The sequence below is a fragment of the Streptomyces sp. NPDC002499 genome, from assembly GCF_053595415.1.
Window position 1 is genome coordinate 480,012 of sequence record NZ_JBSFXO010000006.1, and the last position, 22,598, is coordinate 502,609.

Below are 22,598 nucleotides of genomic sequence, written 5' to 3' on the forward strand. Positions count from 1 at the left end.
GAGGCCAAGAGATGTACGACCCCACAGTCGCCCGACTCACCTACCGGGCCCTGCTCGGCCGCCGCCGGGCCCTCATCCTGGGCGCCCTGCCGCTGCTGCTGATCGTGATCTCGGTCGTCGTCCGCGGCCTCGCCGGCGCCGACGACCAGACCGCCGCCGACCTGCTCGGCGGCCTCGCGCTGGCCACGATGGTGCCGATCATCGGCGTCATCGCGGGCACCGGCGCGATCGGCCCGGAGATCGACGACGGCTCCGTCGTCTACCTCCTGTCCAAGCCGCTCAAGCGCCCCACGATCATCTTCACGAAACTCATCGTGGCGATCGGCGTGACGATGGTCTTCTCGGCCCTGCCGACGCTCATCGCGGGCTTCATCCTCAACGGCAACGGCCAGCAGATCGCCGTCGCCTACACGGTGGCCGCGCTGGTCGCCTCGATCGCCTACGCGTCGATGTTCCTGCTTCTGGGCACGGTGTCCCGGCACGCGGTGGTCTTCGGCCTGGTCTACGCCCTGGTCTGGGAGGCCCTGTTCGGCTCCCTGGTCTCCGGCGCCCGCACCCTGAGCGTCCAGCAGTGGTCGCTCGCCGTGGCCCACAAGGTGGCCGGCGGCGACCTGGTCACCTCGGACGTCGGACTGACCACGGCGGTCGTCCTGCTGGTCGTGGTGACGGTCCTGGCGACCTGGTACGCCGGCCAGAAGCTGCGCACGCTGACGCTCGCCGGCGAGGAGTGACCCGTAAGACAGACCCTGTGCCCGGACAGCTCCGGATCTTGACGGAGGCTTCACCTCTGTCCGGGCACACTGGGGTAAAGGGGACGGACGGCTAGGAGGAACGGGGATGGCGGAGAAGGCCTCGCAGTACGGGGACGGCGCCTGGGACGACCTGGTCCTGGACGATGACTTCATACGGTCCGCGGAGACGTCCGAGCCGTCCGCCCGGGCCCGTATGCTCGCCGCGCGCTGGCGCCGTGAGGAGCCCGAGCCGCAGCCCTGGCGCTCCGACGAGCCGCCGGCGGGCTGGTTCTTCAGCAAGAGCCGTCGACGCAGGTGGCGCCGCCGGTAGTGCGCAGGTCGGCGCGGCGGTTCGCTGAATTATTCGGTGGCGCCCAACTCGTTCTCCCGGCACAGTGGTTGTCGTCCACCACAAGCTGGGAGAGGAGCCGGACGATGTCCATGCACGGCAGTCCGTCCAGCTCCCGACAGGGCAGTTCACGGCGGACTCCGGTGTAGTTACCCCACCGTCGAGTCCACCCACCCGAACTGTCCGGGGCGGCCGCTTCGAGCACGCGACGTCGCTCTCGCGTGGGCCGCCTTCCCAGTCGTCGCCCCTTTGACCAGGCCGAGTTCACCGGTGAGCGCTGTCGAAGAGGCACCGCACGCTGGGGTGGCCGGGTCGGTCGCGCAACTCGGCGCCGTGAGGTGCCGCTGCGCCCACCCGTGCCGCCCCAGCGGCACGACTGCCCGCAGCTACGCGGATTCGCGCCGGCTACGCCAGCAGTCGCTCCAGGACCACCGCGATCCCGTCGTCCTCGTTCGACGAAGTCACCTCGTCCGCCACGGCCTTCAGCTCCTCATGAGCGTTGGCCATCGCCACTCCCCGAGCCGCCCAGGCGAACATCGCGATGTCGTTCGGCATATCGCCGAAGGCGATCGTGTCGGCGGCCTTGATGCCGAGACGCCGGGCCGCCAATGACAGCCCCGTCGCCTTCGACAACCCCAGTGGCAACAGCTCGACGATCCCCTCACCGGCCATCGCCACCGTGACGAAACCGCCGGCGGCACGCGTTGCCGCCTCGGCGAGTTCGTCGTCCGTGAGGGTCGGGTGCTGGATGTAGATCTTGTTCAGCGGCGCCGCCCACAGCTCGGACACGTCCGAGAGCGGGGTCGAGGGCAGTGAGCCCGTGACCGCGTACCCGTCGCCGACCAGCACCTCCCCGTCCAGCCCGTCCCGGCTCGCCGCCAGATACAGCGGACCGACCTCCGCCTCGATCTTGGCCAGGGCCACCGCCGCCAGCTGCCGGTCCAGCGTCACCGAGGTCAGCAGGCGGTGCGCGCCGGCGTCGTAGACCTGTGCGCCCTGGCCGCAGACCGCGAGGCCCTCGTAGCCGAGGTCGTCGAGGATGTGCCGGGTCCAGGGGACCGCGCGGCCGGTCACCACGATGTGCGCGGCACCGGCCTCCGTGGCCGCCGCGAGGGCGGCACGGGTGCGCGGGGAGACCGACTCGTCGGAACGCAGCAGCGTCCCGTCGAGGTCGGTCGCGATCAGCTTGTACGGGAAGCCGGTGCTCACTTGGCGACCGGCTCCAGCAGCTCCCGGCCGCCGAGGTACGGGCGCAGCACCTCCGGCACGCGCACGGAGCCGTCGGCCAGCTGGTGGTTCTCCAGGATCGCCACGATCGTGCGCGGTACGGCGCACAGCGTGCCGTTGAGCGTCGCCAGCGGCTGCACCTTGTTCTTGCCGTCGCTGGTGTCGCGCATCCGCACGGACAGGCGTCGGGCCTGGAAGCCGTCGCAGTTGGAGGCCGAGGTCAGCTCGCGGTACTTGCCCTGGGTCGGGATCCACGCCTCGCAGTCGTACTTGCGGGACGCCGACGCACCGAGGTCGCCCGAGGCCACGTCGATGACCTGGAAGGGCAGCTCGAGGCCGTCGAGCCACTGCTTCTCCCAGTCCAGGAGCCGCTTGTGCTCGTTCTCCGCGTCCGCCGGGTCGACGTACGAGAACATCTCGACCTTGTCGAACTGGTGCACGCGGAAGATGCCGCGGGTGTCCTTGCCGTAGGTGCCGGCCTCGCGGCGGAAGCAGGGCGAGAAGCCCGCGTAGCGCAGCGGCAGCTTGTCGGCGTCGAGGATCTCGTCCATGTGGTACGCGGCGAGGGGGACCTCGGAGGTGCCGACCAGGTAGTAGTCGTCCTTCTCCAGGTGGTACACGTTCTCCGCGGCCTGGCCGAGGAAGCCGGTGCCCTCCATGGCGCGCGGGCGGACCAGCGCGGGGGTCAGCATCGGGGTGAAGCCGGCCTCGGTGGCCTGGGCGATCGCCGCGTTGACGAGGGCCAGTTCCAGGAGGGCGCCGACGCCCGTCAGGTAGTAGAAGCGCGAGCCGGAGACCTTGGCGCCGCGCTCGACGTCGATGGCGCCCAGCGCCTCGCCGAGCTCCAGGTGGTCCTTGGGCTCGAAGCCCTCGGCGGCGAAGTCGCGGATCGTGCCGTGCGTCTCCAGGACGACGAAGTCCTCCTCGCCGCCCACGGGGACGTCGGGGTGCACGAGGTTGCCGAGCTGGAGGAGGAGCCGCTTGGTCTCCTCGTCCGCCTCGTGCTGCTCCGCGTCGGCCGCCCTGACGTCGGCGGCGAGCTGACCGGTCTTCTTGAGCAGCTCGGCCTTCTCGTCGCCGGAGGCCTTGGGGATGAGCTTGCCGAGTGCCTTCTGCTCGGAACGCAGCTCGTCGAAGCGGACGCCGGACGACCTGCGCCGCTCGTCGGCGGACAGGAGAGAGTCGACGAGCGCGACGTCCTCTCCACGGGCGCGCTGGGACGCGCGCACACGGTCGGGGTCCTCACGAAGCAGGCGAAGGTCAATCACGCGGTCAAGGCTACCGGTGCGGGGATACGCCTCACGACTCACTATTCGCGACTGCCCCGAAGCCGCACCGAATAGCGGCTTACGTTCCGTTATGCGTCAATTGCGAAGCGTGTCAATAAAGTGCGTCTCACTCCCCGGGACGGGGCAGGCGTGAGGCGCCGCGTTGACTCGATTTCCTTGTGGGGAACGGGATTTGAGGCGGGTGTTGTCCACAGGGAGACACCCTCTCCGCAGAGTTATCCACAGGGTGTGTGGTGGATCTGTGGATTTCGGAATCGATCACTCCGAAACCCGTCCGTCACACCCGAGTTTCATGGGTCAAACCCACCTTTACCACTACTTTCGAGTGGAAAGGGGTCGCCCCAAAGAGTTGCCTAATGGAAAAGAGTGGACGAACGGTGATGTGCGCGCCGGTGGACGCCGTAACGGCCTGAGGACCGATTTGTCGACAAGGTAGTGCTTCACTGTCGACTTGTCCCCAGGTCGAGAAGCGGACCTGTGGATAACTCCTGTGGATAACTAAAATCTGCAGGTAGGACCGGCCGGAAACGTGCCCTGGGACACGTTCCTCAGAAGCGTCCGTCCTGGCACCGCGCCACCCAGTCGGACGCCGAGAGGAACTCCTCGTCCGAGGTCCCCGGTCGCGGCGCGCGCACGTCCTCGACGCCGATGTCCGCACGCGGGTACGAGCCCAGGAAGCGCACCTCCAGGCAGATCCGCTTCAGCCCCATCAGGGTCTCGGCCACCCGGCGGTCGGAGATATGGCCCTCGGCGTCGAGACAGAAGCAGTAGTTGCCGATGCCGGCGCCGGTGGGGCGGGACTGGAGCAGCATCAGGTTGACGCCACGGGTCGCGAACTCGCCCAGCAGGTCGCGCAGTCCACCGGGGTGGTCGTCGCGCTGCCACAGCACGACGGACGTCTTGTCGGCGCCGGTCGGCGCCGCGGGCCGGGCGGGCCTGCCCACCAGGACGAACCGCGTCTGCGCGTTCTCGGCGTCGTGGATGTTGGTCTCAAGGGCCTCGAGTCCGTACCGGGCGGCGGCGAACTCACCGGCGAAGGCGGCGTCGTACTGGCCCTCCTGGACCAGCCGGGCCGCGTCCGCGTTCGAGGCGGCCGACTCCCACAGCGCGTCCGGGAGGTTGGCCTTCAGCCAGTTGCGCACCTGCGGCTGGGCGGCCGGATGCGCGGAGACCGTCTTGATGTCCGAGATCTTCGTGCCCGGCCTGACCAGCAGCGCGAAGGTGATCGACAGCAGCACCTCGCGGTAGATCATCAGCGGGGCGCCCGCGACCAGTTCGTCGAGGGTCGTCGTGATGCCGCCCTCGACGGAGTTCTCGATCGGCACGAAGGCGGCCTCGGCCTCGCCGGTGCGGACCGCGTCCAGCGCGGACTGCACGGACACGTACGGGATCAGCTCCCGGGTGGCCGTCTCCGGAAGAGTGCGCAGGGCGACTTCGGTGAAGGTGCCCTCGGGGCCGAGATAGGCGTAACTCGCTGGCATGACCTCACCCTAATGGCCCTTGCGGGGGCGCCGTGCGCGTGTCTCACGACCGGGTGAATCAGCGTGACCTCAGCTCTCCAGCAGCCGTTGCCCCACGTACTCGCCGTCCGCCGCCCCGCCCGGCACCGCGAAGAGCCCGCTGGCCTCGTGGCGGATGTACTTCGAGAGGGCGTCGCCGCGGTCCAGCTTGCGCTGGAGCGGCACGAAGCCGCGCAGCGGATCGGCCTGCCAGCACACGAAGAGCAGCCCGGCGTCCGGGACACCGTCCGCCTCGAAGCCGTCGTGGTAGGAGAACGGTCGCCGCAGGATCGCCGCCCCGCCGTTCTGGTCGGGCCTGGTGATCCGGGCGTGCGCGTTGACCGGGACGACCAACTCGCCGTTCGCGTCGGTCTTCTCCAGGTCCATCGCGGTCGTCTCGGTGCCGCCGGTCAGCGCCGCCCCGGTCGACTTGCGGCGCCCCACGACGTTCTCCTGGGCGGTGAGCGAGAGCTTCTCCCAGTCGTCGAGGAGCATGCGGATCCGGCGTACGACCGCGTAGGAGCCGTTCGCCATCCACGACGGGTCCTTCGTGCCGGACGCGGGCACGAAGATCCGCCGGTCGAAGTCGGACTCGGTCGGCTTGGGATTGCGGGTGCCGTCGAGCTGGCCCATGAGGTTGCGGGCGGTCATGCGGTGGGCCGTGGCGCCCGGGGTGCGGTTGAAGCCGTTCATCTGCCAGCGGACCCGGGCCGCGCTGCCCGCCTCCTTCTGGATCGCGCGCAGGGCGTGGAAGGCCACCAGGGCGTCGTCGGCGCCGATCTGCACCCACAGGTCGCCGTCGCTGCGCGCCTTGTCGAGCTGGTCGGAGGAGAAGTCGGGCAAGGGGTCGAGGGAGACCGGGCGCTGCTTCTCCAGACCGGTGCGGGAGAAGAAGCTGTGGCCGAATCCGAAGGTCACCGTCAGCGAGGACGGTCCGGCGTCCCGGGCCACGTCCGTGTCGTCGTGCGCCGCCGCCTCGCCCGCCATGAGCCGCTCGGCAGTTGCCGACCAGCGGCGCAGCAGCGCGGCGGCCTCCTTGCGGCCCGCGCCCGCCGCCAGGTCGAAGGCGACGAGGTGGCCGCGGGCCTGGAGGCCCTCGGTGATGCCCGGCTGATGTGTCCCGTGAAACATCGCCCGGTCGCTGCCGAGCGAGGTGAGCGGGGTCGCCCCGGCGGGCGCGGCGGCATAGCCCACGCCCGCACCGGCTGCGCCCAGCACGAGCCCGGTCGCGCCGGCGCTGCCGAGCAGGGCGCGCCGCGAAACGCCCCTCCCTGGGGTGACGTTCTCGGAATCGCCCTCCTTGTCGCTCTCCTTGAGGACGACGTTTCCGGAATCGGCCTCCTTGAGGACGACGTTTTCGGAAACAGCCTCCTCGGGGGAGGCCTCGGAGGTGCGGGCCTCGGGGACGGACTGGTCGGTCATGGCGTGGTTCAGCCGATCTGAGCGTTCTTGGAGACGGTCACCTGGTCGATGTCGGAGGTGCGCACGGTCACGGCGACCTTCCAGTCACCGGCCATGGGGATCTGCACCCCGCTCGCCGACCAGTGTCCGGTGGCGACGTGGTCCGGGGCGACCGGCAGCGGCCCGATCTTCTTCGCCTCCAGGGTGAAGGCGACCTTCACCTCGGGGATGTCGAAGGCGCGGCCGTTGGGCCGGGTGACGTAGACGTGCATCTCGTTGCCGCCCACGCGCGCGGGGTCGAAGTCGACCGACACGACACCCTTGCCGTCGGTGCCGCCGGTGTCGAACGACATGGTCAGGGTCAGCGCCCCCGACGAGGAGTCGGACGCGGCGGAAGAGGACGACGAGGAGGCGTTGGCCGCCTTGGCGTCCTCCTCGGTGCGCCCCGGCTCGGTCTGCGTCAACACCGTGGTGACGGCGAGCAGCACGACGGCCACACCGGCCTCGGCGAGCACCGACCGGCGCAGCCCGAAGCGGCGCGGATCGGCGTCCCGCTGCCGCTTCTGCAGTGCGGTGGCGACGGCGGCCTTCTGCCGGGCGAGCTGAGCGGCCCGCTTGGAGCCGGAGGCGGTCTTCGAGCCACCGGAACCCGAACCCGAACCCGAACCCGAGCCTGAATCCGCGCCCTTGGCGCCCTTGCCGGCGGAGCCACCGGCCCGTGCGGCGGCGGGCTCCTTCTCACTGAGGACGCCCTCCTCAGCCGTATCCGTGTCGGTGGCGGTCGTGGCCGTCCCCGCCAGCTGCCCGGTCCACCGCCGCGAGATGAACGCGATACCGACCAGCACCGCCACGAGGCCGATCTTGACCAGCAGCAGCTGCCCGTACCCCGTGTCGGTGAAGGCCGACCAGGAGCCGAGCTGGCGCCAGGACTGGTAGATGCCGGTCGCGACGACCGCGACCACACTGCCGAAGGCGACCTGGGAGAACCGGCGTACGGCCGGGGCCTCGATCGGGACCTCGGACCGGTACAGCGCGACGAGCAGCGCGGACAGCCCGCCCAGCCAGGTGGCGACGGCCAGCAGGTGGATGACGTCGACCGGCATCGCGATGCCCGGCTGAAGGCCGGTCGAGGCGTGCTCGGCCAGCGCCCAGCTCGCCGCGAGCCCGGCGGCCACCACGGACCCGCCGATCGCGAGCCCGAAGGTCAGGTCCTGCTTCTCCTCGGCCTCCCGCTTCTCGTACGCGCCGAAGAGCACCGCGATGAAGAGGGCCGCCGCGGCGAGCAGCAGCAGCCGGGAGATCAGGGCCGCGCCCGTCTTGGTCTGGAGCACCTGCCCGAGCAGGTTCAGGTCGAAGATCGCGCCGACCTTGCCGGAACTGGTGTAGGAGCCGCGCAGGAGCAGCAGCAGAAGGGTGGACGCCGTGATCGTCAGCCACCCGGAGACCACAAGCCGCTGCACGGGCCGTACCCCGGCCCCGCGCTGCCAGCAGGCCAGTACGAAGGCGCCCCCGCCGACCATGAGGATGAAACCGGCGTACGACATGTACCGCCCGAAGCCGTACAGCCAGCCGACGACTCCGCCGCCGACGGTCTCGTCGGAGACCGAGACGGTGGTAGTGGAGGGGGCGCCGATGGAGAAGGTGAACGCGCCGGCGACGGGGTGGCTGTCGGCCGAGACGACCTGCCAGGACACCGTGTAGGTGCCGTCGGGCAGGCCGCTGTGCAGCGGTACGGCGTACGTCGTGCCGCTGGTCTCGGTCGGTTTGCCGGTGTCGACGCGTTTGCCCTTGGGGTCAAGGACACGCAGGGAGTCGCTGGAGGTGGCCACCTTCTCGGAGAAGGTGAGCGCCACCTCGGTGGGCGCCTTGTCGACCACCACCCCCTGAGCGGGGTCGCTGCCGGTCAGCGCGGCGTGCGCGGAGGCCGGTCCGGCGCCGGCGAGCAGCGCGCCGAAGACGGCCAGGAACAGCAGCACCAGCGTGCGCGTGCGGCGGGCGGTGATGGTCGGTGTCACGGTCGTGCCTCCCTCAGTGGCCGGTCGCAGGGTTGTACGTGGCCGACTTCACCGGCATCTCGACCGTGATCGGGCCGGATTTGGCGAAGTGCAGTTCGACGGTCACGTTCTCGCCCTGCTTCGGCTTCCGCTTCAGCTTCTCGAACATCAGGTGATTACCGCCGCTCTTGAACACGAGTTGACCGTGTGCGGGCACATCGAGGGACGTGACCTCCTCCATCGACTGCCCGACCGTCTCGTGCACGGAGACGCTGCCCGCGGCGGCGCTGGTGACCGAGGTCAGTTCGTCCTTCGCGCCGCCCTTGTTGGCGATGGTCAGGAAGCCGGCCGCCATGTCCGAGACCGGCTGGGGCATGTACGAGGAGCTGACGGACAGTTCGGCCTTGCTGTCGCCGGAGCCTCCGCACCCGGTCAGGACGACCGCCCCCGCCAGCACCGCGGCGGGCAGCGCGAGGCGCCGCACGGGAAGGACGAGGTGCCTCACGGGTTCTCACCCTTGATCAGCTTGGGGAGGTCCTTGGTGTAGTCGTCGACGGTCGCGTCCTCGCCGTACAGGACGTAACCGCCGTCGGTCTTCGGCGAGAAGGCGATGACCTGGGTGCCGTGCACCGAGACGACCTTGCCGGTCTTCTTGTCCTTGTGGGTCGGCTCGATGGAGATGCCCAGGGTGCGGGCGCCGGCCTGGATGGTGGCGAAGTCGCCGGTCAGACCGACGATCTGGGAGTCGATGCCCTTGAGCCACTTGCCCAGTTCGGCCGGGGTGTCACGGCCCGGGTCGGTGGTCACGAACACGATCCGCAGCTTGTCCTGCTCCGCCTTCGGCAGCTGCTTCTTGGCGACGGCGAGGTTGTTCATCGTCAGCGGGCAGATGTCGGGGCAGTGGGTGTAGCCGAAGTAGACCAGGGTCGGCCGGCCCGCGGTCTCCTTGCGGAGGTCGTACTTCTCGCCCTTGGTGTCGGTCAGGACGAGGTCGGGCTTCTCGAACGGCTTGTCCAGCACGGTCGCGGCCTTCTGCGAGGTGTCCTCGGAGACCACGGCGACCGGTGAGTTGTCGCTGTCGCCGCTGCCGCAGGCGGAGAGAGTGAAGGAGGCGGCGGCGAGCAGCGCGGCCGCGGCGAACGTCTTCTTGCGCATAGAAAAATGTCCCAGATGTGAGAGCTCCGCCGTGCACCGGGGTCGCCCGGACCCCGGTGCACGCGGACCGGAGTGGCCTCAGGCGTCGGTACGCCGACGGCCGGCCAGTACGCCGTACGCCACGCCCAGCGCGCCCACCACGATCCCGACGACGCCGAGCACGCGCGCGGTGGTGTCGCTGCTGTCGGAGGAGGAGGCGGTGGTCTCGGCGGCCGTCTTCTCGGTCGCCTCGGTGTCGTCGGAGGCGTCCTCGGCGGTCGTCGAGCCGTGGTGGTCCTCGGTGGCGGCCGAGAGGGCGAGCACCGGGGCCGGGTTCTCCGGCTCCTCCTGGCCGTCCTCCTGGACCTCGATCCAGCGCACGACCTCCTTGTTGGAGTACGTCTGGATCGCCTTGAAGACCAGTTCGTCGGCGTCCTCGGGCAGCGCGCCCACGGAGACCGGGAACTTCTGGAAGTAGCCGGGCTCGACGCCCTTGCCCGTGGCGGTCCAGGTGATCTTGGAGACCGCCTCGCTGATCTTCTCGCCGTGCATCTCCAGCGGCTTGGCCAGCTTCGCCTTGGTGACCTGGATCTTCCAGCCGGCCATCGGCTCCGGCATCGCCGAGGCCAGCGGGTGGTCGGTCGGGAAGGAGACCTCCAGCTTGGTCGTCGAGGCGTCGTCGCGCTCGTTGGGGACCTTGAAGTCCACGACGGCGTAACCGCCCTTGGCGGCGGTGCCTTCGGCGGCCACGCTGACGTGCGCGAAGGCGGGCGAGGACAGTACGAAGACAGAAGCGACAGCGGCGGCGGCGACGGCGCCGGTGGCGGCGAGACGGGAAGACTTCATGGCAGGGAGCACTCCGATTCGAGCGTGGTTCCGGTGATCCGGATGGTCTGAGGGGCGCGGGTGCCGAACGGGCACGCACGCGTGCGCCGCACGACGGCGGCCCCTCTCCGGTCCCGGTGGATGTCCCCAGGGGTGCATCCAGCCGGAGGTGTCCCGCTGGATACGGAGTGGCGGTCGCGTCGCGTCAGGCGGCGAGGGCGAGAACGCGTGCGTCGGCGGCCGGCGGACCGCGCCTGATCACCGTGTGCTGGAGCGCGGCGGTACGCGGCCGGGGCGGCGCGAGCAGTGCGGTGCGCGGCGGCCCCGGGACCGTCGCGGGCGTGGCCGGGAGCCCGGCACGCAGGGCGCGCACCAGGGCGAGCGCCGCGCGCAGGGACCGTACGAGCGCCCCCTCGGTCAGGGAGAGGGCGGACAGTTCGACGAGCCGTCGCACGGCCAGGTCCCCGCGGCGCAGCAGCCAGCCGGCGGCGATCCCCGCGAGGACGTGCGCGAGCAGCATCGGCAGGGACGGCAGCAGCGAGGCGGCCGAACCGGCACTGGACAGGGCGTCCGCGGGGTGGTGCATGGAGCCCATGTCCATGCCCGACATGCCCGTGGCCGGATCGGTGGTGAGCCGCGCGTCGGAGAGGATCTGACGCGCCTGGGTGGGGCTGATGGCCGCCGCGGTGGTGCCGCAGACGATCCGGGCCGCCCGCTCCACGAGGGACAGGTCCGTCGTCGACATCGACGCCATCGAGGACGCCGAACCGGACGTCGTGCCCGCCATGTTCGTCATGCCGTGCTGTCCGAGTCCGAACAGCGTGTGCAGGACGGTCTGGCCGAGGGCGAGGAGGGCCGCGATCCCGGGCAGCGAGCGCTCGCGTCCGGCGAGCGGGGCCGCGACCAGGACGACGCCCAGGAAGCCCGCGAGGAGCGTCCACGGCGGGACGGTGGCGCAGGAGGCGAACGCGTGACCTGCCCCGGCCAGCACGACGCAGACCGCGGCGAACACCGCGGCCCGCAGGATCCGGAGGTCTCTTCCGGAACGCGCCGTACGCTCGTGGGGGGCAGTCATGGCGGGCTCATCATCGCACTGGGCTTACGGGTCCCATACGGCAGGTCCGCAAGATGACATAACAACCGGAAGATCACTCTCTGGACCGGGCCGCCCCCACATACACCGATTCCACCCGAGGCACATCGACCGTATGGGCGGTATCACGTCAACTCCACGCTTATACCCGGGCACTGGCGGCAATAGGTAACGGTATGTCGAGCCGCGGCCAGAGAGGCTGGAGCATGAGCATCTGGTGGTCACTCCATCTGCGCCGCGAGGCCGCGAGCGTGCCGCTCGCGCGGCGCCTGCTGCTCGGCACCATGGAGACCGCGGGCGTCGACCCGGACGTCTCCTACGACCTCTCGGTCGCCCTCAGCGAGGCCTGTGCGAACGCCGTCGAGCACGGCGGTTCCGCCGCGTCCGGCGGCTCCTCGGAGGCGTACCGGGTCACCGCGTACCTGGACGGCGTCAAGTGCCGTATCGAGGTGACCGATTCGGGCCCCGGCTTCACCGCCCCGGCCGTCCTGGCCCGCCCCGCCCGCACGGACGCCGAGCACGGCCGGGGTCTGACCCTGATCCAGGAACTCGCCGACCACGTCCACATCGGCAACAAGCCGGGCCGCGCGGGCACGGTGGTCAGCTTCGACAAGATCCTGAAGTGGCAGGAGGACGCACCGCTGATGGCGGTGTAGATCCACCGCGCTCGGCTTCGGGCCCACCTCACTTCTGCGGGCGCTGTCTCGTCACTGGGGCATGAACACGAAAATCCGGTACGCGGCTCTCGGCCTGTTGGCCGTGGTGGCCCTGTACACAGGCTTCTGGGCGTACTTCTCCCCGACGGGTTGGTACGCGAACTTCCCCGGCCTCGGACTGAGCTGGCTGCCTCAGCTGGGCCCCTACAACGAACACCTCGCCAAGGACGCCGGTGCCATGTTCCTGGCGCTGGGCGCCCTGACACTCATCGCCCTGCGGTCCGTGCGCAACACCCGGCTGGTGCAGACGACGGGCGCGGTGTGGCTGGTCTTCAACGTCCTGCACTTCAGCTATCACGTGCAGCACCTCGACATGTACGGGACGCGTGACCAGGTGCTCAACGTGGTGTTCCTGGCCGCGCTGGTGCTGCTGGCGATCGCCCTGCTGCTGCCGGTCCGGTCCGTCCGAGAGGGCGGCACCCGATGACGTACGGGACGATGAGCGCGAAGGAGAGGCGCGGTATGCGGATCGCGGTGGCAGGCGGGACCGGGCTGGTCGGACGGCTGGTGGTCGAGGAACTGACCGCGGCGGGGCAGGAGCCGGTGGTGCTGTCCCGGTCGCGCGGGGTGGACCTCGTCGCCGGTACGGGACTCGACGCGGCCCTCGCGGGCGTGGACGCGGTCGTCGACGTGAGCAACGTGATGACGACGAGCGCAAAGAACTCCGTCGCGTTCTTCGAGAGCGCGAGCCGCAATCTCCTGGACGCCGAAGCGCGGGCCGGCGTACGGCACCACGTGGCGCTGTCGATCGTCGGCATCGACCGGGTCGGCCTCGGCTACTACCAGGGCAAACTCCGTCAGGAGGAGATCGTCAGGAGCGGTCCGACACCGTGGACGGTGCTGCGCGCCACGCAGTTCCACGAGTTCGCGGAGCAGACCCTCGACCGGATCCCGAAGCCCCTCGCCGTGGTGCCCCGGATGCGCACCCAGCCGGTCGCGGCCCGCGAGGTCGCCCAGGATCTCGTGCGACTCGTGCTGGCCCCGGCCCAGGGCATGGCCCCCGACCTCGCCGGACCGCGGGTCGAACAGCTCGTCGACATGGTGCGGCGGCTGCTGAAGGCCCGGCACCAGCGTCGCCTGCTCGTGCCGGTCAGGCTCCCCGGCGCCACGGGCGCGGCCATGATCGGCGGCGGCCAGCTGCCGACCGGACCGGGCACGCGAGGGACCCAGACCTTCGACGCCTGGCTCGCCGAGAACGTCGTACAGGGAGGCTGACCGCGCCGTGCCCCCGCCGACCGGACCCGACCAGGACCCCACCCTCGGCTCGCTCAGGACCGAGCGGCGCCGGCTGCTCAACCTCGGCTACCGGATGCTCGGTTCGGTGCAGGACGCCGAGGACGTGGTCCAGGAGACGTACGCCCGCTGGTACGCCCTGCCCGAGGAGAAGCAGCGGGAGATCGCCGTACCGCTGGCCTGGCTGACCCGGGTCGCCTCGCGCATCTGCCTCGACCAGCTCGCCTCGGCCCGGGTGCGCCGAGAGCGCTACACCGGCGAGTGGCTGCCCGAGCCCGTCCGGCACGGCGCCACCTGGACCAGCACCGGCGAGGACGCGGCCGGCGACGATCCCGCCGACCGGATCACCCTCGACGAGTCGGTCAGCATGGGGATGCTCGTGGTCCTGGACTCGGTCACGCCCGCGGAGCGCGTCGCCTTCGTGCTCCACGACGTCTTCGGCATGCCCTTCGCGGAGATCGCCGAGACGGTGGGCCGCAGCTCCGCGGCCTGCCGCCAGCTCGCCGCGTCCGCGCGCCGCCGGCTGGCCGACCAACGGCCCGGCGGCAGTACGGCGCAGGAGCACCGGCGGGTCGTCTCCGCGTTCCGTGCGGCGTGCGAGACGGGCGACCTCGACGCGCTCGTCGCCCTGCTCGATCCCGCCGTCGAGTCGCGCAGCGACGGCGGCGGCAAGGTGCGGGCCGCCCTGCGCCCGATCGTCGGCCGCGACAAGGTGGCCCGGCTCTTCCTCGGCCTCATGCGCCGCGAACCCGAGGTGGAACTCGTCGACGAGGACGTCAACGGCACACCCGGTGTGGTGGTCAACATCCACGGCACCACCTTCGCCGTCCTCGCCGCGGAGGTCCGCGACGGCCTGATCACCGACCTCTGGCTGGTGGTCAACCCGGACAAGCTGCACGCGTGGACCGCCTGACGGAGTTCGTGGCAGGCGCCCCCGCCACCCAGCTCTCCCACCGCTCACAGGTTGCTCTTATCCCGACCCAACATCCTTGACGGCCGGGGTACTTACCTTCCCGCTGATGACGGGAAGCAGAGGAGGCATCCATGAGCAGCCGTGCGGACGAGACGCTGGCGAGGACCGCGGTGGCCGCGCTGACCGGGCAGTTGGCGCTGGCTCCCAAGCCGGGCCTGCCCGATCCGCGCGACCTGGGCGCGCGTGCCCGCTGCCGGGACCACGGTTCGCTGCGCTGGTCGGCCAAGGCGCTCGCCCCCGGCCTCGCGGCGATGGCCGCCGCCGCCCGCCGCATCGGCGAACCCACGCCCGCGTTACGGGCCGAACTGGGCGCGATCGGCAGATCCACCGAGCACTCGGTGGGCCTCACGGGCGGCGGCCACAAGGGCGCCCTGTGGGCGCTCGGCTTCCTCGTCGCGGCCGCCGCGCTCACCCCCGGCGCCGGTGGCCGCGAGACGGCCGCGGTGGCCAAGCGGATCGCCGCCTTCAACGACAAGGGCGCCCCGCGCCGGCCCTCGCGCGGCTCGTCGATCTCCGTGAAATACGGCGCCGCGGGCGCCCGGGGCGAGGCCCGCGCCGGATTCCCGCACGTACGCCGGGCGTTGGACGCCCTCGCGACGGCCCGCTCGGCCGGCGCCACGGAGGCCGAGGCCCGCCTGGACGCCCTGTGCACCGTGATGTCCACCCTCCAGGACACGGAACTGCTGTACACCGCGGGCCCGTTGGGCCTGCGGCACGTGCAGGCGGGCGCCCGCGGAGTGCTCGAAGCAGGCGGTACGTCGACGGCGGCGGGCGCCGAAGCCCTCGCGAGCCTCGACGCCGATCTGCACGCACGCGCGTGGAGCCCGCGGGGGAGCGCAGGCCTGCTGGCGGGGGCGCTCTTCCTGGACGCCCTGCCCGTCAGCTCGCGAGCACGGGCCGCCTGACCGGCTCCGGCTCTGGGTCCGCGCCCGCCGCCCGCCCGGCCGCCCGCCGGGTCGCGGGGCCCATCGCGTACGACGCCACCACGGTCGCCCCGCCCAGCAGCAGCCACCCGGGCGTCCCCCAGCCCACGAGCAGCGAGGTCAGCACCAGCGGCCCCATCGTGCGGGCCACCGTGACGCCGGTCCCGAAGAACCCCTGGTACTCGCCGACCCGGTCGGCGGGCGCCAGGTCGAAGGACAGCTGCCAGGACCCGGCCGACTGCCCCATCTCGGCGACCACCTGAAGCACCGCCCCGACCACGAGCACGCCCACCGCGACCCACGGCGACACCCCGGCCGACAGCGCGAACACCGCGCACGCCGCGAGCATGATCCACCCCGACCGCCGCACCGCGCGCGTGGCCGACGCGAGCCCGCTGATCCCGCGCGCGGTCCGCACCTGGAACAGCATCACGACCCCGGTGTTGAGCACGAACAGCGCGGAGACCAGCCAGGTCGGCGCCTCGGTCCGCTCGGCGATCCACAGCGGCAACCCGAGGCTCAGCAACGGCATCCGCAGCAGCAGCACGGTGTTGAGGAGGGTGATCACGGCGTACGGGCGGTCCCGCAGCACGCCGAGCGAGTCCCGCCGGCGGGCGGCGACGGGCGCCGGCGACGGCAGCCGCAGCAGCACCCCGGCGCACAGCAGGAAGCTCAGCGCATCCAGCGCGAACACTCCGAGATACGCGCCCCGGGTCCCCGCCTGCAGCGCCAGTCCGCCCAGACCCGCGCCCACCGCGAGCCCGGCGTTGAGCGTCGACTGGAGATGCGCGAGCAGTCCGGTCCGCTCCCCGGCGGACACCAGCCCCGCCAGCAGCGCCTGCCGGGCCGCGGCAAGGCCCGACTGCGCCGTCGCGTACGCGCACGCGGCCGCCACGAACGGCACGAAGTCCCGTACGACCAGGAAGGACGCCACCGCCAGGCCGGTCGCGAGGGCCAGCAGCACCGCCGTGCCGCGCGGCCCGCGCCGGTCGGCGAGCCGCCCCAGCGGCACCCCGGCCAGCGAGCCGACGGCCCAGGCGACGGTCAGCCCGAGGCCCACGCGCGCGGGGGCGAGCCCGACGACGTGGGTGAAGTAGAGCGCCGAGGTCACGTAGTAGGCGCCGTCACCGACGGAGTTGGTCAACTGGGCGAGCGCCAGGGTCCGTTGGGGGCCGGCGGGCGGGACGAGGCGAGAGCTGCGGCGAGGGGTCATGAGTACGACGGTAGGGTCTTATTGGGTCGTCGAGCAGGCCCAATTATCGACCGTCTCATTGGTCCAATTACGGACCTCGGTCGTCCTCGGTCGTCCTCGCTGTCCTCGGTCGTCCTCAGTCGTCCGCCAGCACCTTCCCCAGCGCCTCCAAGGCCTCGGGATAGACCCGCTCCCGGGGCGTCCCGTACCCCACGACCAGTCCCTGCGGGCGCCCGTCCCCGGGTGCGTGCCAGTGGTCGCCGAGGCGGCCCACCGCGAGGCCCTCCGCCTCGGCCCGTGCCAGCACCTCCGTCTCGTCGCCGACCTCCACGAGCGCGTGCAGCCCGGCCGCGATGCCGCGCACCCCGCGCCGGTTGCCGAGCCGGTCCAGGAGCTGGTCGCGGCGGCGCCGGTATCTGAGCCGGCACGCGCGCACGTGACGGTCGTAGGCGTGGCTCTCGATCAGTTCGGCGAGCGCCAACTGGCCGATGGTCTCGGTGTGGTGGTCGCTGTGCAGCTTGGCGTCGGCGACCGCGTCGACCAGGTGCGGCGGCAGGACCATCCAGCCGAGGCGCAGTGCGGGGCCGAGGGTCTTGGAGGCGGTGCCCAGGTAGACGGCCTGCCCGGGGGCCATGCCCTGGAGCGCGCCGACGGGCTGCCGGTCGTAGCGGAACTCCCCGTCGTAGTCGTCCTCGATGATCAGCGCTCCACGCGCGCGTGCCCAGTCCGTGAGCGCCCGCCGCCGCGTGGGGTGCAGGGTCACGCCGGTCGGGTACTGGTGGGCCGGTGTCACGACCACGGCGGCGACCTCGCCCAACTGCTCGGGGCACACTCCCCGTTCGTCCACCGCGACCGGCACCACGGTCCCGCCGTTGCGCCGGACCACCTCGCGGTGGAAGGGCAGCCCCGGGTCCTCCATCGCGATGTCGGCGCCGTCCAGCACGCGCGTGAGGAGCGCGAGCCCCTGCACATAGCCGGAGGTGATCACGATCCGCTCGGGCGGCGCGATCACCCCCCGCGTGCGCCCCAGGTACCCCGACAGCGCCGTCCGCAGCTCGATCCGCCCGCGCGGATCCCCGTAGTCGTACGCCAGCAGGGGAGCCGTCGCGATGGCCCGGCGCAGCGCCCGCAGCCAGGCCGCCGCCGGGAACGCCCCGACGTCCGGGCTCCCGGGCCGCAGGTCGAAACGGGGCGCACGCGCGTGTGCCGCCGCGTCCGGGGCCTCGGTGTCGGTCGAGGGCAGCTGCGCGACCTGCGTGCCCGAGCCCTGCCGTGCGGTCAGATAGCCCTCGGCGACGAGCTGGTCGTAGGCGGCCTTGGCGGTGCCCCGCGAGATCCCGAGCTCACCGGCCAGCCGTCTGGTCGCCGGCAACCGGGTCCCGGGCGACAACCGCCCGTCCCGCACGGCGTCCCGCAGCGCCCGCTCGAGACCGACCCGGCGCCCGTCACCGGCCTCCGGCTCCAGATGCAGATCGACACCGACACCGGACCAGAAGTCCCCCACGAAAACCTTCCCCCTCAGGTACGTGAATCACGGCGCATGCGTCGAGGCATGCGCACCGGGCATACGCATCACGGCACGTGAATGGCCGGGCACCGCACTGGTACCCGGCCATCCTTCGTGTGTCAGCCCTTGAGCGAGGCCATCCACGCCTCGACGTCGTCGGACCGCCTGGGCAGCCCGTCCGACAGGTTCCTGTTGCCGTTCTCCGTCACCAGGATGTCGTCCTCGATGCGGACGCCGATCCCGCGGTACTCCTCGGGCACGGTCAGGTCGTCGGCCTGGAAGTACAGCCCCGGCTCGACGGTCAGCACCACGCCCGGCTCCAGCGTCCCGTCGACGTACGACTCCACGCGCGCGGCGGCGCAGTCGTGGACGTCCATGCCGAGCATGTGACCGGTGCCGTGCAGCGTCCAGCGCCGCTGGAGCCCCAGCTCCAGGACTCGCTCGACGGGTCCCTCGACCAGGCCCCACTCGACGAGCTTCGTGGCCAGCACGTGCTGCGCCGCGTCGTGGAAGTCGCGGTACTTGGCGCCCGGCTGCACCGCCGCGATGCCGGCCTCCTGGGCCTCGTACACGGCGTCGTAGACCCGCTTCTGGACCTCGCTGAAGCGGCCGTTGACCGGCAGCGTGCGCGTGACGTCGGCCGTGTAGTAGGTGTGCGTCTCTACGCCCGCGTCCAGGAGGAGCAGGTCGCCGGAGCGCACCGGGCCGTCGTTGCGCACCCAGTGCAGCGTGCACGCGTGCGCGCCCGCGGCGGCGATGGTGCCGTAGCCGATGTCGTTGCCCTCCACGCGCGCGCGGAGGAAGAAGGTGCCCTCGATGTAGCGCTCGCTGGTCGCCTCGGCCTTGTCGAGGACCTTCACGACGTCCTCGAAGCCGCGGACCGTCGAGTCGACGGCCTTCTGCAGCTCGCCGATCTCGAACGCGTCCTTGACCAGCCGCGCCTCGGAGAGGAAGACCCGCAGTTCCTCGTCGCGCTCGGCGGTGACCTTGTCGGTCAGGGCCGCCTCGACGCCGGCGTCGTAGCCGCGCACGACCCGCACCGGGCCGGTCGCCTCGCGCAGCTTGTCCGCCAGCTCGCGCACGTCGGAGGCGGGGATGCCGTGGAGCGTGCCGGCCTCGGTCAGCGAGTGGCGGCGGCCGACCCACAGCTCGCCCTGGCCGGAGAGCCAGAACTCGCCGTTGTCCCGGTCGGAGCGCGGCAGCAGGTAGATCGTCGCCTCGTGGCCGCCGGCCGTGGGCTCCAGGACCAGGACGCCGTCCTCGGTCTGGTTGCCGGTGAGGTACGCGTACTCGACCGACGCCCGGAAGGGGTAATCGGTGTCGTTCGAGCGGGTCTTGAGATTGCCGGACGGGATCACCAGACGGTCGCCCGGGAAGCGGGCGGAGAGCGCGGCCCGGCGGGCGGCGGTCTCGGCGACCTGGGCGATCGGCTCCAGGTCACGCAACTCGGTGTCGGCCCAACCGGACTTCATGATCTCGGCCAGCTCGTCGGACACGCCCGGGTACAGGCCGTTCTTGCGCTGCTTGATCGGCTCTTCGCTCTCTTCCGGGGTCGCCGGTGTGAGCTCCTCCGCCACGGTCATCCTCCTAGATACGGCACTGGACCCCCTCCATCGTACGGTCGTACGGAAGGGGTCCCAGGGCCGGAAGGCCTGTTACCGACGGCAGCGGCGCACTCCGTGAGAACGCACGCCCTGAACTCACACCGCGCGCCCCGGCAGTCGGCACCGGTTCCGCCCCCAGACTCCGGTTCCGACGTCGGCCGACGCCTCGCCCACCTGCGTGGACTCACGCCGGCTCCACGCCCGAGCCGCACGCGGTGGCGGTCACTCGAAGCGGGCCGCCAGCAACACCACGTCCTCCGCGCTGTCCTGCGTGTCCAGGCCGTCCGGCAGCATCGTGCGCAGGACGTGCTCGGCGATCGCGTCCGGGTCGTGGCGCACCGCCTTGGGGACGCCGGCCGCCGCCGCGTGCAGGCGGGCGAAGGCGCGGTCGGTGGCGTCGCCGGTGCGGTGCAGCAGGCCGTCGGTGTAGAGGAGCACGGTCTCGCCGGGCTCGGCCTGGAGCTCCACGCTCGGCGCCTCCCAGCAGGCCAGCATGCCCAGCGGCGCGGAGACGGAGGTCTCCACGAACTCCGTGCGCCGCTCGCCGACCAGCAGCGGCGGACAGTGCCCGGCACCGGCGAGGGTGATCTTGCGCAGCGCGGGTTCGCAGAAGGCGAACAGGGCGGTGGCCGAGCGGGCGGGCTCGGTCAGCCGCATCAGCAGCTCCAGGTCGGACAGGACGGCGACCGGGTCCTCGCCCTCCATCACGGCGTACGCCCGCAGGCTCGCCCGCAGCCGGCCCATCGCGGCGACCGCGCTCGGCCCGGATCCGGTGACCGAGCCGACCGCGAGGCCCAGCGCCGCGTCCGGCAGCGGCAGCGCGTCGTACCAGTCGCCGCCCCCGCGCGGGCCGGTACGGTGCCGGGCTGCGAGCTGGACGCCGGCCACCCGGGGGAGCCGGGACGGCAGCAGTTCCTCGGAGATCGTCGCCACGCACGCGCGCGTGCGCTCCACCTCGACCAGCAGGGCCAGGTGCTCGGCGGCACAGCGGGCGTAGAGGCCGATCAGGTGCCGCTGCCGCTCGACCGGCTCGGCGGGCTCGTCGTAGAGCCACACGGCGGCGCCGATCCGGCCCGCGCTCTCGGCGGTCAGCGGGAGGGCGTAGCAGGCCGCGTAGCCCAGGCGCGCGGCGACCTCGCGGTGGCGGGGGTCCAGGCCGTCCTCGGCGAGTAGGTCCGGCTCGGCGATCTCGCCGTCCGCGCCCGGCAGTCCGTCGAGGATGCGGCCGTAGGACATCGCGCTGCGCGGCACGGTCTCGATGTGACCGAGGTCGGCCCGGGCCAGGCCCAGGCCGATCGTCGTGTCGGGGCCCAGGCCGTCGCCCGGTTCCAGGACGACGAGTCCGCGCCGGGCGCCCACGAGGGCGGCTCCGGCGTGCAGGAGTTCCTGGAGCGCGCCGTCGAGTGTGTCGGTGCGGGCGAGCCGTTCCGTGAGTTCGTGGAGGGTCGTGAGGTCCGAGACCCAACCGGCGAGACGGTCCTGGAGCAGGGCGCTCGGGGCGCCTGGAGAGGTGCCCGGGACGGCAGGCGCGGGCGCGACAGTGTGTGCGGGCGAGGGAACCGTTGAATCGATTCCGGCCACTTTCGGAGGGTGAGGGGCGTTCATGGCGTCCGGCTTTCCGACCGGTGCGTATTGCTCAAAAGCATCGCAAACCCCCATGTCATTCTGCGCCGCTAGCAGTGTCTCCACATGTACACGCACTCGTGAGGGGATGTCCAGCATTGTCCTGCCGGGATTCCTGGTGTCCATGGGCAACCAGTGCACCCCTTGCGGAAAAGCAAAGTTGGCTTAAAACTGACTCGGGTAACGGGGTATTGCGGTCGACTGGCCTTGCTCCACGGAGCGTCACACCGGTCGTGATGGGTACGTACTCGGAGAAGGCCAGGGGTGGTTGACAGTCACCCGGAACCTGGTGACCGACCCGAGCGTCTTAGCCACCGACGACCGTGCCCCATCCTCCCGTGGCGGAGGCGAAGAGAAAAATGCGGGACGGCAAAACGCCAGACTTCGCCACCCCCACGCCACGCCCATGCTTTTGATGGATCCAGCGATACGGCATGGACGAGGCTGCCGAGGAAGCAGCCGACGCTCGGCCCATATGGGGTTCCCCCTGGTTTTCACAGGGGTGTGATGCGCCAACAGGTACGCACAGTGAAGTGATCGACACATGATGTGATGTGGCCCACGGTGTTGCCAGCGGTGCAACGGAAAGGAACGAGCGCTCATGCGCGAGATCCTCGGAAAGCGACGCAGGCTCCTGTCCCAGCGCAGCGACGGGGGGCCTGAACTGATCAGCGCGGCCCTGACCTTCGCGACCCAATGGCAGTGGCCCGTACTCCCGGGCGTGGCGGCGGACCCACAGGGTCGCTGCGGCTGCCCGGACCCGGAGTGCACGGTGCCCGGTGCCCACCCCTTCGACCCCGGCCTGCTGGCCGGCACCACCGACGCCCGCATGGTGCGCTGGTGGTGGACCAACCGACCCACCGCGCCGATCATCCTGGCCACCGGTGGCAAGGCGCCCTGCGCGGTCAGCCTGCCGGCCCTCGCGGCCTCGCACGCCCTGGCCGCACTCGACCGCAGGGGCATGCGGCTCGGCCCGGTCGTCGCGACGGCCAGCCGTTGGGCGTTCCTCGTGAAGCCGTACTCCATGGAGCAGTTGGGCGAACTGCTCTACGCCAAGGACTTCGTCCCCGGCTCCCTGCGCTTCCACGGCGAGGGCGGCTACCTCGCCCTGCCCCCGTCCGAGTCGGGCGAGGGCGAGATCCGCTGGGAGCGCGCGCCACTGCCCGGCACCGCCTCTCCCTGGGTGCCCGACGTCGAGGCCGTGGTGGACGCGGTCGTCGAGGCCCTCACTCGTACGGGTGTGAGCGCCCCCGAGTTGTAGGGGTGTCCGGCGCGCGCGGGACTG

General features: G+C 71.5%; 21 protein-coding genes. 8 read left to right on the top strand and 13 right to left on the bottom strand.

The window, feature by feature from the left end; genetic code table 11:
* Window positions 1–11 precede the first annotated feature (11 nt).
* Both ACWD5F_RS19335 and ACWD5F_RS19340 read left to right on the top strand, forming a co-directional pair.
* Window positions 12–731, top strand: a complete 720-nt coding sequence (locus tag ACWD5F_RS19335; protein WP_401720069.1) for an ABC transporter permease subunit — start codon at window positions 12–14, stop codon at window positions 729–731.
* Window positions 732–837: 106 nt separating this feature from the next.
* A complete protein-coding gene (locus ACWD5F_RS19340; protein ID WP_123999034.1) occupies window positions 838–1,062 on the top strand; it encodes an SGM_3592 family protein in 225 nt (74 codons plus the stop codon).
* Window positions 1,063–1,485: 423 nt separating this feature from the next.
* On the opposite strand, the gene ACWD5F_RS19345 is transcribed toward ACWD5F_RS19340, so the two are convergent.
* The 9 genes from ACWD5F_RS19345 to ACWD5F_RS19385 form a co-directional block, all read right to left on the bottom strand.
* Entirely contained in the window at window positions 1,486–2,289 is an 804-nt protein-coding gene (locus ACWD5F_RS19345; RefSeq protein WP_401720065.1) for an HAD family hydrolase, read from the bottom strand.
* Window positions 2,286–3,575, bottom strand: coding sequence for a serine--tRNA ligase (gene serS, locus ACWD5F_RS19350; RefSeq protein ID WP_451255756.1), 1,290 nt, complete (start codon window positions 3,573–3,575; stop codon window positions 2,286–2,288). The genes ACWD5F_RS19345 and serS overlap by 4 nt, the downstream gene beginning before the upstream one ends.
* Before the next feature lie 569 nt (window positions 3,576–4,144).
* Window positions 4,145–5,077, bottom strand: a complete 933-nt coding sequence (gene pheA, locus ACWD5F_RS19355) for a prephenate dehydratase (protein ID WP_401720059.1) — start codon at window positions 5,075–5,077, stop codon at window positions 4,145–4,147.
* 69 nt (window positions 5,078–5,146) lie between these two features.
* Window positions 5,147–6,517, bottom strand: a complete 1,371-nt coding sequence (gene efeB / locus ACWD5F_RS19360) for an iron uptake transporter deferrochelatase/peroxidase subunit (RefSeq protein WP_451255758.1) — start codon at window positions 6,515–6,517, stop codon at window positions 5,147–5,149.
* A gap of 8 nt (window positions 6,518–6,525) precedes the next feature.
* Window positions 6,526–8,511 carry a copper resistance CopC/CopD family protein gene (locus ACWD5F_RS19365; protein ID WP_451255760.1) on the bottom strand — a complete coding sequence of 662 codons (1,986 nt, stop codon included), beginning with the start codon at window positions 8,509–8,511 and terminating at the stop codon, window positions 6,526–6,528.
* A 13-nt stretch (window positions 8,512–8,524) separates the two neighbouring features.
* Entirely contained in the window at window positions 8,525–8,974 is a 450-nt protein-coding gene (locus tag ACWD5F_RS19370) for a copper chaperone PCu(A)C (RefSeq protein WP_451255989.1), read from the bottom strand.
* 17 nt (window positions 8,975–8,991) lie between these two features.
* On the bottom strand, window positions 8,992–9,645 hold the full coding sequence (locus ACWD5F_RS19375; protein ID WP_401720050.1) for an SCO family protein: 654 nt from the start codon (window positions 9,643–9,645) through the stop codon (window positions 8,992–8,994).
* 78 nt (window positions 9,646–9,723) lie between these two features.
* Window positions 9,724–10,470, bottom strand: coding sequence for a YcnI family copper-binding membrane protein (locus ACWD5F_RS19380; protein ID WP_451255763.1), 747 nt, complete (start codon window positions 10,468–10,470; stop codon window positions 9,724–9,726).
* A 184-nt stretch (window positions 10,471–10,654) separates the two neighbouring features.
* Window positions 10,655–11,524: a hypothetical protein gene (locus tag ACWD5F_RS19385; RefSeq protein ID WP_451255765.1), complete on the bottom strand. Its 870-nt coding sequence runs from the start codon at window positions 11,522–11,524 to the stop codon at window positions 10,655–10,657.
* Between the two features lie 224 nt (window positions 11,525–11,748).
* On the opposite strand from ACWD5F_RS19385, the gene ACWD5F_RS19390 reads away from it, so the two are divergent.
* The 5 genes from ACWD5F_RS19390 (at window position 11,749) to ACWD5F_RS19410 (ending at window position 15,369) form a co-directional block, all read left to right on the top strand.
* Entirely contained in the window at window positions 11,749–12,198 is a 450-nt protein-coding gene (locus ACWD5F_RS19390) for an ATP-binding protein (protein WP_451255767.1), read from the top strand.
* A 61-nt stretch (window positions 12,199–12,259) separates the two neighbouring features.
* Window positions 12,260–12,685 (top strand): hypothetical protein, encoded by a 426-nt coding sequence (locus ACWD5F_RS19395; protein WP_451255769.1) that lies wholly within the window; start codon window positions 12,260–12,262, stop codon window positions 12,683–12,685.
* Window positions 12,682–13,473, top strand: coding sequence for an SDR family oxidoreductase (locus ACWD5F_RS19400; protein WP_451255771.1), 792 nt, complete (start codon window positions 12,682–12,684; stop codon window positions 13,471–13,473). Before ACWD5F_RS19395 ends, ACWD5F_RS19400 begins: the two co-directional genes overlap by 4 nt.
* A gap of 7 nt (window positions 13,474–13,480) precedes the next feature.
* On the top strand, window positions 13,481–14,404 hold the full coding sequence (gene sigJ, locus ACWD5F_RS19405; RefSeq protein WP_451255773.1) for an RNA polymerase sigma factor SigJ: 924 nt from the start codon (window positions 13,481–13,483) through the stop codon (window positions 14,402–14,404).
* 131 nt (window positions 14,405–14,535) lie between these two features.
* Entirely contained in the window at window positions 14,536–15,369 is an 834-nt protein-coding gene (locus ACWD5F_RS19410) for a triphosphoribosyl-dephospho-CoA synthase (protein WP_451255775.1), read from the top strand.
* Here ACWD5F_RS19410 and ACWD5F_RS19415 read toward each other — a convergent pair.
* From ACWD5F_RS19415 to ACWD5F_RS19430, 4 genes are all read right to left on the bottom strand, one after another.
* Window positions 15,344–16,600, bottom strand: coding sequence for an MFS transporter (locus tag ACWD5F_RS19415; RefSeq protein ID WP_451255777.1), 1,257 nt, complete (start codon window positions 16,598–16,600; stop codon window positions 15,344–15,346). The genes ACWD5F_RS19410 and ACWD5F_RS19415 overlap by 26 nt on opposite strands.
* Before the next feature lie 115 nt (window positions 16,601–16,715).
* A complete protein-coding gene (gene pdxR / locus ACWD5F_RS19420) occupies window positions 16,716–18,083 on the bottom strand; it encodes a MocR-like pyridoxine biosynthesis transcription factor PdxR (protein ID WP_451255779.1) in 1,368 nt (455 codons plus the stop codon).
* 122 nt (window positions 18,084–18,205) lie between these two features.
* Window positions 18,206–19,669, bottom strand: coding sequence for an aminopeptidase P family protein (locus tag ACWD5F_RS19425; protein WP_451255781.1), 1,464 nt, complete (start codon window positions 19,667–19,669; stop codon window positions 18,206–18,208).
* Window positions 19,670–19,912: 243 nt separating this feature from the next.
* The gene (locus ACWD5F_RS19430) at window positions 19,913–21,412 is read right to left on the bottom strand and encodes a PP2C family protein-serine/threonine phosphatase (RefSeq protein WP_451255991.1); all 1,500 of its coding nucleotides are present in this window, start codon (window positions 21,410–21,412) and stop codon (window positions 19,913–19,915) included.
* Window positions 21,413–21,914: 502 nt separating this feature from the next.
* Between ACWD5F_RS19430 and ACWD5F_RS19435 the strand changes: the two genes are divergently transcribed.
* Complete coding sequence (locus ACWD5F_RS19435; protein ID WP_401720021.1) at window positions 21,915–22,574, top strand: bifunctional DNA primase/polymerase; 660 nt, start codon at window positions 21,915–21,917, stop codon at window positions 22,572–22,574.
* Window positions 22,575–22,598: the final 24 nt, after the last annotated feature.

Coding starts and splice junctions, on each gene's coding strand:
- ACWD5F_RS19335 (WP_401720069.1), top strand. CDS start 12: ATGTACGACCCCACAGTCGCCCGACTCACCTACCGGGCCCTGCTCGGC.
- ACWD5F_RS19340 (WP_123999034.1), top strand. CDS start 838: ATGGCGGAGAAGGCCTCGCAGTACGGGGACGGCGCCTGGGACGACCTG.
- pheA (WP_401720059.1), bottom strand. CDS start 5,077: ATGCCAGCGAGTTACGCCTATCTCGGCCCCGAGGGCACCTTCACCGAA.
- efeB (WP_451255758.1), bottom strand. CDS start 6,517: ATGACCGACCAGTCCGTCCCCGAGGCCCGCACCTCCGAGGCCTCCCCC.
- ACWD5F_RS19375 (WP_401720050.1), bottom strand. CDS start 9,645: ATGCGCAAGAAGACGTTCGCCGCGGCCGCGCTGCTCGCCGCCGCCTCC.
- ACWD5F_RS19380 (WP_451255763.1), bottom strand. CDS start 10,470: ATGAAGTCTTCCCGTCTCGCCGCCACCGGCGCCGTCGCCGCCGCCGCT.
- ACWD5F_RS19385 (WP_451255765.1), bottom strand. CDS start 11,524: ATGACTGCCCCCCACGAGCGTACGGCGCGTTCCGGAAGAGACCTCCGG.
- ACWD5F_RS19390 (WP_451255767.1), top strand. CDS start 11,749: ATGAGCATCTGGTGGTCACTCCATCTGCGCCGCGAGGCCGCGAGCGTG.
- ACWD5F_RS19395 (WP_451255769.1), top strand. CDS start 12,260: ATGAACACGAAAATCCGGTACGCGGCTCTCGGCCTGTTGGCCGTGGTG.
- ACWD5F_RS19400 (WP_451255771.1), top strand. CDS start 12,682: ATGACGTACGGGACGATGAGCGCGAAGGAGAGGCGCGGTATGCGGATC.
- ACWD5F_RS19410 (WP_451255775.1), top strand. CDS start 14,536: ATGAGCAGCCGTGCGGACGAGACGCTGGCGAGGACCGCGGTGGCCGCG.
- ACWD5F_RS19415 (WP_451255777.1), bottom strand. CDS start 16,600: ATGACCCCTCGCCGCAGCTCTCGCCTCGTCCCGCCCGCCGGCCCCCAA.
- ACWD5F_RS19425 (WP_451255781.1), bottom strand. CDS start 19,669: ATGACCGTGGCGGAGGAGCTCACACCGGCGACCCCGGAAGAGAGCGAA.
- ACWD5F_RS19430 (WP_451255991.1), bottom strand. CDS start 21,412: ATGCTGGACATCCCCTCACGAGTGCGTGTACATGTGGAGACACTGCTA.
- ACWD5F_RS19435 (WP_401720021.1), top strand. CDS start 21,915: ATGCGCGAGATCCTCGGAAAGCGACGCAGGCTCCTGTCCCAGCGCAGC.